General features: G+C 74.6%; 2 protein-coding genes and 1 pseudogene. All 3 read left to right on the top strand.

The features are described from left to right. Positions 1-4: 4 nt before the first annotated feature. A pseudogene (locus ACN261_RS20760) lies at positions 5-8,704 on the top strand (SDR family NAD(P)-dependent oxidoreductase); the annotation flags it as partial. Between the two features lie 207 nt (positions 8,705-8,911). After that, positions 8,912-9,760, top strand: coding sequence for a hypothetical protein (locus tag ACN261_RS20765; RefSeq protein ID WP_425851671.1), 849 nt, complete (start codon positions 8,912-8,914; stop codon positions 9,758-9,760). Then, a complete protein-coding gene (locus tag ACN261_RS20770) occupies positions 9,757-12,840 on the top strand; it encodes a non-ribosomal peptide synthetase (RefSeq protein ID WP_425851673.1) in 3,084 nt (1,027 codons plus the stop codon). Before ACN261_RS20765 ends, ACN261_RS20770 begins: the two co-directional genes overlap by 4 nt.

Here is a 12,840-nt window from a genome sequence, read left to right on the forward strand (position 1 = left end):
CGAGGACAAGCTCCGGGACTACCTGCGCCGCGTCACCGCGGAACTGCAGGTCACCCGCCAGCGGCTGCGCGCGGCGGAGAGCAGGTCCGCCGAGCCGGTAGCCATCGTCGGCATCGCCTGCCACTACCCCGGCGGTGTCGACTCACCGGAGGACCTGTGGTCCATGGTCGCCGAGGGCCGCGACGGCATCACCGGGTTCCCCCGCGACCGTGGCTGGGACGTGGACGCCCTCTACCACCCCGACCCCGACCACCCGGGCACCTCCACGGTCCGTGACGGCGGATTCCTGCACGACGCCGCGGCCTTCGACGCCGCCTACTTCGGGATCTCCCCGAAGGAGGCGGCCTACACCGATCCCCAGCAGCGGCTGATCCTGCAGACCTCGTGGGAGGCGGTGGAACGGGCCGGCATCGACCCGGTGACGCTGCGCGACACCCGTACCGGGGTATACGTCGGGGCCATGCACCACGACTACCACGGCGCCCAGGGCGGCGGCAGCGTCGTGTCGGGGCGGGTCGCCTACCAGCTCGGCCTGCGTGGCCCCGCCGTCACCGTGGACACCGCATGCTCGTCGTCGCTCGTCGCACTGCACCAGGCGGTCCGGGCCCTGCAACGCGGCGAATGCGACATGGCGCTGGTCGGCGGCGTGACCGTGATGGCCACGCCTGACGCGTTCGTCGAGTTCAGCCGGCAGCGCGGGCTCGCCCCGGACGGGCGGTGCAAGCCGTTCGCGGCGGCGGCCGACGGCACCGCCTGGTCCGAGGGCGTCGGCGTGCTGGTGCTGGAACGGCACTCCGCCGCGAGGGCGGCCCGCCGGTGGATCCACGCGACGATCCGTGGCCTCGCCGTCAACTCGGACGGGGCCAGCAACGGACTGACCGCCCCGAACGGCCCCGCCCAGCGCCGCGTGATCCAGGAAGCCCTGGTCGACGCCGGTCTCACCCCGGCCCAGGTGGCGGTGGTCGAGGCGCACGGCACCGGCACCCCGCTGGGCGACCCGGTCGAGGCGCAGGCGGTGCTCGCCGTCTACGGCCGGGAACGCCCCGTCCCCCTGCGGCTGGGCTCGATCAAGTCCAATCTCGGGCACACCCAGGCTGCGGCGGGCGTCGCCGGGATCATCAAGATGGTCATGGCCATGCGGCACGGGGTGCTGCCGCGCACGCTGCACCTGGACCGGCCCACGCCGTACGTGGACTGGTCGGCCGGCGCCGTCGAGCTGCTGACCGAGCCGGTTGGTTGGCCGGCCGGCGACGAACCGCGCCGCGCGGCCGTCTCGTCCTTCGGTGTCAGCGGCACCAACGCGCACGTCATCCTCGAGGAGCCCCCGGCTGCCGCACCGGTGCCGGTGGCCGATCCCGATGGACGCTGGCCCTACGCCTGGGCCGTGTCCGGCTGCACCCCGGCGGGTCTGCGCGCCCAGGCCGCGGGGCTGGCCGCCCATCTGGGAGCCCGACCCGACCTGGACCCGTGGGACGTCGCGTCGTCGCTGGTCACCACGCGGACGGGACGGGAGCACCGGGCCGTGGTGTGCGGTGCCGACCGCGACGAACTGCTCGCCGGTCTCGCCGCCGTCGCCGCGGGACGGCCGTCGCCGGCCGTGGTGGAGGGCGTCACCGGGGCACCCGGTCCGGTGGCGTTCCTCTTCCCCGGGCAGGGATCGCAGTGGCGGCAGATGGCGGTGGGCCTGTTGGCGGGCAGCCCGGTCTTCCGCAGGCAGATCGCCGAGTGCGAGGCCGCTCTCGCGCCGTACGTCGACTTCGACCTGACCGCCGTGCTGCGCGGCGAGCAGGACTACGACCGGGTCGACATCGTGCAGCCGGTGCTGTTCGCGATGATGGTGGCACTGGCCGAGGTGTGGCGTTCGGTGGGCGTGACACCGGCCGCGGTCGCCGGCCACAGCCAGGGTGAGATCGCCGCCGCGTACGTCGCCGGGGCACTGACCCTGCCGGACGCCGCCCGGGTGGTGGCACTGCGCAGCCGGGCACTGACGGAGCTGTCCGGTCTCGGCGGCATGATGTCGGTGGCGTTGTCCGCCGGGCAGATGCGCGAGCGCCTGCGCGCCTGGACCGGTCGGCTGTCGCTGGCCGCGGTCAACGGCACCTCCTCGGTCGTGGTCTCCGGTGACGGCGACGCGCTCGACGAACTGCTCGCCGAGCTGGAGGCCGAGGACGTACGGGCCCGCCGGGTGGACGTGGACTACGCCTCCCACAGCGCGCACGTGGAACGGGTGAGGGACAAGGTCCGCGACGCCCTGGCCCCGGTGACCCCGGCCCGACCCGTCGTGCCCTTCTTCTCCAGCGTCGAGGGCCGGTGGATCGACGGCGACGACCCGCTCGACGCCGACTACTGGTACCGCAACCTGCGCGAGCCGGTCCGTTTCGACGAGGCGGTCACGGCCCTCACCCGCCACGGCTGCACCACCCTGCTGGAGGTCAGCCCGCACCCGGTGGTGTCGACCGGTGCCCAGGAGACGGTGGACGCGCTCGACGCCGACGTCGCCGTCCTGCACACGTTGCGGCGTGACGAGGGCGGACCGGAGCAGATGGTCCGGGCGTTGGCCCAGCTGCACGTGCAGGGCGTCCGGCCGGACTGGTCGGTGGTGTGGCCCGGCACCCGGGCGGTCGAGCTGCCCACCACCGCGTTCGTGACCGAGCGGTACTGGCTGCCGGCCGGCGGCGCAGACCCGGGCGCGCTCGGCCTGGACGCCGTCGAGCATCCCGTCCTGCGGGCCGCCGTGTCCGGTGCCGACCGGATCGTGCTCACCGGCCGGCTGTCGGTTGCCACCCATCCGTGGCTGGCCGACCACACCGTCCAGGGCCGTGTCGTGCTCCCCGGCGCGGCCGTGGTGGACATGGTGTCCCGGGCCGGCGACGAGGCCGGTTGCCCGGTGATCGCGCAACTGACCCTGCTCGTTCCCGTCGTGGTGCCCGAGGACACCGAGGTCCGGCTACGGGTCGAGACCGGCGAACCCGGTGCGGACGGCGCACGGGAGCTGACCGTGCACGGTCGGGTCGGCACCGGCGGCTGGACGCTGCACGCCACCGCCGTGCTCACCGCGGGTGGTGACCCGCCGCCGCCGACGGCCACGGCCTGGCCCCCGGCGGACGCCGAGCAACTCGACGTGGAGCACCTCTACGACCGGTTGGCCAGTGTCGGGCTCCGGTACGGGCCGCTGTTCCGGGGCGTCCGGGCGCTGTGGCGCGACCACGCGCACCTGTACGCCGAGGTCGCCCTGCCCGGCGTCGAGCCCGGTGGATTCGGCATCCATCCCGCGCTGCTGGACGCCTGCCTGCACCCGGTGGCGCTCGGGGACTTCGGGACCGGGACGCAGGACCGGCCCGCGCTGCCGTTCGAGTGGACCGGGATCCGGGTGCACGCGACAGGTGCCGACACCGTCCGGGCCACCCTCACGGGCACCGGGGACGGTGGCGTGCGTATCGAGCTGACCGACCCGTCGGGGGCACCTGTCGCGTCGGTACGGTCCCTGCTGCTCAGTCCGCTCCCGGACGGCGCGCTCGGCCCGCCCGACCACGGCGACCTGCTGCTTCCGCAGTGGACACCCCGCCCCCTGCCGGACGGATCCGCCGTCGGGTACACGGTCGGTGATCCCGCCCTGGCGCGACTGCTGCGCGTGACGCCGAGTGACGAGGCCGCCCGGTTCGTGCTCGTCCCTGCCCCGACCGGCCCACCCGCCGCAGCCGCCGAGCGGGCTCTCGCCATGGTGCAGGAGTGGCTCGCCGACGAGCGCGGGGCCACCGCCACCCTCGTCATGGTCACCCGGCGGGTGCTCGACGACCCCGGCGAGGCCGCGGCGGCGGCGCTGGTGCGCTGCGCGCAGCTGGAGCACCCGGACCGCCTGGCGGTGCTCGATCTCGCCGACGGCGACGACGCCACCATCGCGGCGGTGCCGGCCGCGTTGGCCGCGGACGAGCCGCAACTGGGCCTCGCCGCCGGGGCCGCGCGGGAGTTACGACTGGTCCGGGTGTCACCGACGGGTGAACCCCCCGGTGACCTCGGCACCGTCCTGGTGACCGGTGCCTCGGGCACGCTCGGCGGCATCGTCGCCCGGCACCTGGTGCACGAACGCGGCGTCCGCGACCTGGTGCTGGCGAGTCGACGCGGCCCACAGGCCCCGCAGGCGGCTGCCCTCGCCGCGGAGCTGAGCGCGGGCGGTGCCCGGGTCGCGGTGGTCGCCTGCGACGTCGCGGACCGGGCGGAGCTGACGGCGCTGCTCGGCACGACCACCGTCACCACGGTGGTGCATGCCGCCGGTCTGCTTGACGACGGCCTGGTGACGGACCTGACGCCGGAACGGCTCGCCCGGGTGTTGCGTCCGAAGGTCGACGCGGCCTGGCTCCTGCACGAACTGCTTCCGCAGGCCCGGCTGATCCTGTTCTCCTCAGCGGTGGGCGTGTTCGGCGGGCTCGGCCAGGCCAACTACGGTGCGGCCAACGCCGCCCTGGACGCGCTGGCCCGGGTCCGCCGGGCAGCCGGGCTTCCCGGCGTCTCGGTGGCCTGGGGCATGTGGGCCGACGAGAGTGCGATGACCGGCCAGGCCGACATGTCGCGGTTCCGCCGCTCGGGGTTCCTGCCGCTGCCCCGCGAAGCCGCGCTGGCGGCGTTGGACGCCGCCCTCACCACCGCCGTGCCGGTGCTCGTTGCGGTCCGGCTCGACCTGCCCGCGTTGCGGGCCACCGGCGACGCCGTACCGCCGGTGCTGCGGGACCTCGCCGGGGCGCCGGTGCGGCGGCTGGCCGCACGGGGCGGTGCCCTCGCCTCCGAGCTGGCGGGCCGACTCGCCGGCAGGACCCCGGCCGACCGGCACCGGATGCTGCTCGACCTCGTCCTCGCGCACGCCGCCGCCGTGCTGGGGCACGCCTCCCCCGACGCGATCGACCCGGACGGGGCGTTCAAGACGGTGGGGCTGGGCTCGCTCAGCGCGGTCCAACTGCGCAACCGGCTCGCCGGCGCCACCGGGCTGCGGCTGCCCGCCACGCTCGCATTCGACCACCCCAACCCGGCTGCGCTGGCCCGGCACCTCGACGAACGCCTGGCCGGCGCGGATCAACCGGTCACCGTCCGGGACGTCGCCGCCGCGACCGGTGCCGCAGACGATCCGGTGGTGCTGGTCGGCGTCGGCTGCCGGTTGCCCGGCGGTGTCCGTGGCCCGGAGGACCTGTGGGACCTGCTGGTCGCCGGACGGGACGCGATCGTGCCGTTCCCCGACGATCGCGGCTGGCCGCTCGCCGACCTGCACGATCCGGACCCGGATGCGCCAGGCACCTCGTACGCCCGGTCGGGTGGCTTCCTTGCGGATGCCGGCGGGTTCGACGCCGCGTTCTTCGGGGTGTCGCCACGGGAGGCCGTGGCGATGGATCCCCAGCAGCGGCTGCTGTTGGAGACCGTCTGGGAGACCTGCGAGGACGCCGGCATCGACCCGGGCGTCCTGCGGGGCAGCCGAACCGGCGTGTTCATGGGCGCCATGTACCAGGACTACGGACGGTTGCTGGAGGGCGGCTCCGCCGAGGGGTTCCTCGCCCCGGGCGTCGGTGGGGGCGTGCTGTCCGGACGGATCGCGTACACCTTCGGGTTGGAGGGCCCGGCGGTCACCGTGGACACCGCCTGCTCGTCGTCGCTGGTGGCGTTGCACCTGGCCGCGCAGGCGATCCGGGCGGGCGAGTGCGACCTCGCGTTCGCCGGCGGGGTGACCGTGCTGGCCACGCCCGCGGTGTTCGTGGAGTTCAGCCGCCAGCGCGGACTCGCCGCGGACGGCCGGTGCAAGCCGTTCGCCGCAGCCGCCGACGGGACCGGCCTGGGCGAGGGCGTCGGTGTGGTCCTCGTCGAGCGGCTGTCGCGGGCCCGCGAGCAGGGCCACCGGGTGCTGGCGGTGCTGCGCGGCAGCGCGGTCAACTCCGACGGGGCGAGCAACGGGCTCACCGCGCCGAACGGGCCGGCCCAGGAGCGGGTGATCCGGGCGGCGCTGAACGCCGCCGGGCTGCGCCCGTGCGACGTCGGCGCGGTGGAGGCGCACGGCACGGGCACGGCACTCGGCGATCCGATCGAGGCGCAGGCGGTGCTCGCGGTGTACGGCGCCGAGCGCCCCCGGCCGCTGTGGCTCGGCTCGATCAAGTCCAACCTCGGACACACCCAGGCGGCAGCCGGTGTGGCCGGGGTGATCAAGGCGGTGTTGGCGCTGCGGCACGGCCTGCTGCCGCGCAGCCTGCACGTCGACGAGCCGTCCCGGCACGTGGACTGGTCCGCCGGGAACGTGGCGCTGCTGACGGCGGCGCAGCCCTGGCCGCGGCACGAGGTGCCGCGACGCATGGGCGTGTCGTCGTTCGGCATCAGCGGCACCAACGCCCACGTGGTGGTCGAGGAGGCACCGCCGGAGCCTGAGCCGGACCGGGACCGGCCGGTCCTCGACGGGGTGCCGTGGCTGCTGTCGGCGCGGTCCGAGGGTGCGCTGCGGGAACAGGCGGCCCGGCTGGCGGCTGCCACCGCCACGGATCCGGCGTCGGTGGCGTACTCACTGGCCACCACCCGCGCCACCCACCGGCACCGGGCGATGGTCACCGGCGGGGACGAGACGCAGCTGCGGGCCGGGCTGGCCGCGCTCGCCTCGGGGCGGACCGACCGGGGCGTGCTGCGGGCCACCGCCACGCGGCAGCGGCTGGTCCTGGTGTTCACCGGCCAGGGCAGCCAACTGCGGGGGATGGGTCGCGGGCTGTACGAGACGTTCCCCGAGTACGCCCGCGCCTTCGACGAGGTGAGCGCACACTTCACACTGGACACGCCGCTGCCCGAGGTGGTGTTCGGCGACGGCGACCTGATCGACCGCACGGAGTACACGCAGCCCGCCCTGTTCGCCCTCCAGGTGGCCCAGTTCCGCCTCGTCACCTCGTGGGGGCTGCGACCCGACCTGCTGATCGGCCACTCGATCGGTGAACTGTCCGCGGCGTACGTGGCGGGCATGCTCGCGCTCGGTGACGCCGCCACGCTGGTCACGGCCCGGGGGCGGGCCCTGGCCGACCTGCCGGCCGGCGGCGCGATGGTGTCCGTCCGCGCCGCCGAGGCGCAGGTCCTGCCGCTGCTGGCCGGCTACGGGGACCGGGTGTCGATCGCCGCGGTCAACGGCCCGGACGCGGTCGTGCTCTCCGGGGACGAGGACGCGGTGCTGGAGGTCGCCGGGGTGCTGGCCGACCGTGGACACCGCCACCGGCGTCTGCGGGTCGCGGTCGCGTTCCACTCGGCCCGGGTGGAACCGGCGCTCGCCGGGTTCCGGGCGGTCGCCGAGACACTCGGATTCCAGCAGCCCCGGATTCCGGTCGTCTCCACGGTACGGACCGAGGAGAAACTGATCTCGCCGGCCTACTGGGTGGACCAGCTTCGCGGTGCCGTGCGCTTCGTCGACGCGGTGCACGAGGCGGAGCGGGCGGGTGGCACCGCGTTTCTGGAACTGGGACCGGACACCGTGCTGGCTCCGGCCGTGCACGCCTGTCTGCCGCAGGCGCCGGTGTCCTCGGTCGCGCTGGCCCGACGGGGCCGGCCAGCGGTCCACGCCGCTCTCGCGGCCGTCGGCACCCTCCACACGCGCGGCCTCCACGTCGACTGGCCGGCCGTGTACGCGGGCCGCGAGCCTCGGCGCTGCGCGCTGCCGCGGTACCCGTTCCAGGCGCGCCGGTTCTGGCCCGAGCCGATGCCGACGCCCGTCGCGGCCACCGCGCGCCGACCCGCCGCGGATGCCCTCTGGGCTGCGCTCGGGTCCGGGGACCCGCAGGTCGCCCTCGGCATGCTGGGCCTGCGTGGCGACGAGACACCGCAGCAGGTTCTCGCGGCCGTGGCCCGGTTGCGGCCCGGTGCGGTCCGGCGGCCGGTGCGGTGGCGGCTGGTGCCGGACGTCGCACCACCGGTGCTGGACGGGACCGTCGCACTGGTGCCACCGCCCGGCGGTGACCCGGACCTGACCGATGCCCTCGCCGGCGCGCTGGCCCGACACGGCGCCCGGGTGACGGTCGACGTCACCGGGCGGCCGGACCTGGTGATCGCCCTGCCCGGCGCCGAGCCGGTCGTGGTGCCCGGGGTGCCGTCGTGGGCGCTCACCCGGGACGCCTCGCTCCCGGTCGCCGACCATGTCGTCGACCTTCCACCGGAGGTGGACGCCCTGGCCAGGGGTCGGCTGTGCGCGGTCATCGCGCAGCGGTACCCCGTGACCCGGATCCGGCCGGAGGGGGTGTTCGTCGGCGAGTACGCCGACGACGAACCGACCGGTCCGGCGGTCGCGGTCGCGGTGGAGCCGTCCGCCGCCCACGCGCCGTCCGCCGCCCACGTGCCGTCCGCCGCCCACGTGCCGTCCGCCGCCGCGCCGTCCGCCGCCGCGCCGTCCGCCGTCGCGCCGGAGGACCCCGCTCCGTCCGGCGAGTTGCGGGCGGCGCTGACGCGGTTGCCCCGTGACCGGTGGAACGCCGAGGTCCTGGCGGGGGTGCGGAAACTGACGGCGGCCGTACTCGGGCACGACTCCGCCTCCGACATCGACCCCGGTGACGAGTTCTTCGACCTGGGGTTGTCGTCGGTCACCGCGCTGGAACTGCGCGACCACCTGGTCGCGTTGACCGGTCTGGAATGGGCGGCGGACGTGCTCTATGAATGCCACACCCCGCAGGTGCTCGCCGATGTGGTAGTCGCTCGACTGAGTGAGGAAGAATAGCCGCTGGTTGATACCGAAATCAACTTTCCGAGCGTGGTCCAGTGGATCCTCGCCTGCTTAGACGCGCCCGAATATCGCTTGTCCAATGACTTTCCCATTCGGGTGGACAACGTGAGGGAAAGTGGAATAGTCTCGCCGGAAAGCAGCTTCCGCCGATGCGTCAGAGACAATTAAGTATTGACTTCAGTTGATCAGGAGAACTGTCAGATGCCAAGCCCTGCCGTGTGGAACGTGGTGCTCGACGCAGCACCGGACGCCGACGTCGTGCTGGCCACCGACTTCCCGGTGACGGGCCGCAACGAAGGTGGTTTCGCCGACCTGACGCCGCACCTGGGCCTGGACTGCGCCCTGTGGCAGACCGTCGCCCCCGTCCGCGTCCCCACCTCCGGCGTCGACCAGGATGAGTACCTCGCCCCCTGGCTGACCGAGGTCGCCCACAGCGGGCGCACCGTCCGGGCGCTCCTGGGCTACTGCGCCGGATCGGTCTTCGCCGGCGTCCTGGCCGAGCGGATCGCCGCCCGGCAACCCACCGCGCCGCAGGTGGTGGTCTTCGATCCCGAGCTGGTCGACGTGCCCACCGTCCACCTGCAGTTCGGCCGGGTCGTCGGCAACATGACGGCCGTGCTGACCCCGGCGGAGGTCAGCGAACTGGCCGGCGCGGCGCAGCGGCTGGCGGCACGCCCCGGGAGCACACCGGCCGAGTTCGCCGCCGAACTGTACGCGGTCTTCGAGCCGGTCGGCTCCACGGCGCTACGCCGCGCCGGCCTCGACGAGGACTACGCCGCCGAGCTGGTGGCGCTGGTCGGGTCGTTCATGACCTATCTCGGCGTCGCCGCGGGGCTGGATCCCCGTCCCGGCTGGTCCCGTGCCACCGTCATCACCTCGGCGACCCCGACCAGCGGGCTCAACCGGATGCGCGCCACCGCCGGGACGGCCCCCATCGGGATCGCCGACGAGGTCCGGTTCGCGGTGGAGCACCGCGACCTGCTGCGCACCCCGGAGGTCGCCGCGACCGTGGCCGGCCTCCTGGCCGCCGGATCGCGGGCCGGCCGGTGAGGGCCGTAGCCCCGGACCCACCCGTCCGCGCCTCGCGCAAGGAGACCGCCCTCTGGCTGCTCGACGATCTCGTGCCCGGCAGCGGCGCGAACAACCTGTCGCTGGCCTTCCGCGTCGTCGGCCGTCTCGACCCGGCTGCCCTGACGGCCGCGCTGGACCTCCTACCCCGCCGGTACGAGGCGCTGCGCACGGTCTTCCACCGCACCGACGCCGCCCTGACCAGGACGGTCCTGCCCAGCCTCAGGATCACCCCGGAGCAGGTCAGCCGGCCCGCTGACGAGCGCGGCACACTGACCGCCTTCGTGGCCCGCCCGTTCCACGCCGACGGCAGCCCGCTGCTGCGCGCCCTGCTGCTGCACGGCCCCGAGGACGACGTCCTGTGTCTCGCCCTGCACCACGCCGTCGCCGACGTGACGTCCACCGCCATCCTGCGGGCACAGCTCGTCGAGTTCTACGAGGCGGTGCTGGCCGGCCGGGACCCCGACCCCGGCGAGGTGCCCGTCTGGCACGAGCCCGCGCCGTCCGAGCAGAGCGAGAAGTTCTGGCGCGACACCATGAGCGGTTTCCGCTCGTCCGGTCTGGAACTGGGGTGCGAGAAGCCGGCACCGTCGACCACCACGCTCCAGGGTGACGAGGTCACCCACGTCCTGTCGCCCGAGGCGCACGCGGTCGTCCGGCGGTTGCAACGCGAGCTGCGCGCCCCCGAGTCGGTCATCCTGCTCACCGCGTACGCGGTGCTGCTGGCCGGACACGGCGCCGGCCCCGACCTGACCATCGGATCACCGGTCAACGCCCGCAGCCGGGAGGCGGCCGGCGCGGTCGGCTACCACAGCAACCTGCTCACCCTGCGCCTGCTGACCGAACGCACCGTCGGTTTCCGGGAACTCGCCGGTCGTGCCCGCCGGGTCTTCATGGAGGCGATGGCCCACCTGGACATGCCCGCCGACGAACTGCTCGACGTGGTCGACCGCGACGGTTCCGGCTGGCGCAACGTGCTGTTCCGGCACGTGTTCAACTACGTGCCGTTCGCCGCCGGGCAGCGCCGCTTCACCGTGGCCGGCGCCGCCGCCGAACTGGTCGTGGTCGAGAACGGGTTCAGCCAGTTCGACCTGGAGTTCTTCGTGACGTCCGACCGGGACAGCGCGACCGTGCGCGCGGCGTTCTACACCGGCGTGCTCGACCGCGCCGACGTCGAGCTGATCGTCCGCCGTTACGACGCGCTGCTGGTCGCCGTCGGCGACGACCTCGACGCGCCGACCGGCTCGCTGTCGATCTGGTCGCCGCAGGACCACGCGATCATCGGAGCAGCCAACGCGACCGACCGCCCGGTCGAGCTGACGTCGGTGCTCGCCGGATTCGCCCGGTGTGCCGCCGCCGACCCGGCCGCCCCGGCGGTCCGCGACGGCGACCAGCTGGTCAGCTACGGACACCTGTGGTCCGCCGCCGTGCACACCGCCGAGCGGCTGACAGCGGCCGGCGTCCGCCCCGGCGACGTCGTCGCGTTGCTCGTGCCCCGGGGCGCGACGCTGGCCGCCGCCGTGTTCGGCACCTGGCTCGCCGGCGCGGCGTACCTCCCCCTGGACCCGCACCACCCGGCAGAGCGGATCGCCTACCAGCTCGACGACGCCGGAGCGCGGGTGGTGGTGACCGGAGCGGGGCTCGTCCCGCCCGGCGACCGGCGGACGGTTGCGGTGCCCGACGTCGGCACCGCCCCGACGGTCCGGGTCGACACCACCGCCGCCGCCGTGGCGCGACCGTCCGCCCTGGCCTACGTGATCTACACGTCCGGTTCCACGGGCCGGCCGAAGGGCATCCCGATCACCCATCGGAGCCTGGTCAACCACATCACCGACTACGCGGTGCGCTTCGGCGTCGCCGGCTCGCAACGGCCGACCGGCTGGCTCAGCACGTACAGCTTCGACACCTCGTCGCTGGAGGTGATGATGCCGCTGCTGCACGGCGGGCACACGGTCGTGCTGCCCGACGAGGCCCGCACCGACGGCAGCCTGCTGGCGGCGGCGGTGCGGACGCACGACATCGGCTTCCTCCAGGCGACCCCGACCACCTGGCGACTGGTCGTCGACCAGATCACCGACCTGGTTGCCGGACGGACGCTGCTCAGCGGGGGCGAGCCACTGCTGCCGGGGCTGGCAGCCACCCTGACCGCGGCAGGTGCCCGGCTGTGGAACGTCTACGGCCCGACCGAGAGCACGATCTGGGCGACCGCCGGCCGGGTACCGGCGGACCCGGGGCCCCGGGTGGACGTCGGGGCACCGGTCGCCAACACCCGCATCTTCATCGCGGGCCCGGACGGGGAGCCGCTGCCGGTCGGTCTGCGCGGCGAGCTGTGCGTCGCCGGGGTCGGCGTCGCCGACGGCTACCACGGACGCCCCGATCTGACCGCCGAGCGTTTCGGTGTGCATCCCGGGTACGGCCGCTTCTACCGTTCCGGCGACGTGGCGCGCTGGCGGCCCGACGGCCGGATCGACCTGTTCGGCCGGATGGACCGGCAGGTGAAGCTGCGTGGCAACCGGATCGAGCTGGGCGAGATCGAGGGCGTCCTCACCGATCATCCGGACGTCGAGGCGGCCGCCGTGGTCGTCGTCGGGGATCCCGGCGCCGACGGGAGCCTGGCCGCGTTCGTCCGGGTCCCGGATCGGCCGGAGGCCGTCGACGAGCTTTGGGAGTACGCCCGTGGGCGGTTGCCGCGGTCGGTGGTGCCGCACCGGTTCCTCGCGGTGGAGGCGTTCCCGCGCACCGGCAGCGACAAGGTCGACTACCTGGCGTTGGCGGACCTCGCCGCCCGGGAGCCGGCGGGGGCGGGCGGTGCCGCACCGGGTGGGGGCCCCGCCGCCGCCGACCGGCTCACCACGACCCTGGTCGCGCTCTTCGCCGAGCTGCTCGGCCGGTCGGACCTGGACGCCGATGCGCACTTCTTCACCAACGGCGGGCACTCGCTGCTCGCCGCCGCGCTGGCGCAGCGGATCAGGGACGAGACCGGTGTCCGGCTCGCCCTGACCGACGTGTTCGAGAACCCGACCCCCGCCGTGCTGGCCGACCGGCTGCGCGGACTCACCTGA

It is taken from the genome of Micromonospora sp. WMMD723, assembly GCF_049863385.1.
Classification (GTDB): Bacteria; Actinomycetota; Actinomycetes; order Mycobacteriales; family Micromonosporaceae; genus Micromonospora; species Micromonospora wenchangensis.

What these genes read in the sequence shown, in the direction of transcription:
- ACN261_RS20765 (WP_425851671.1), top strand. Translation starts at nt 8,912, where the DNA reads ATGCCAAGCCCTGCCGTGTGGAACGTGGTGCTCGACGCAGCACCGGAC.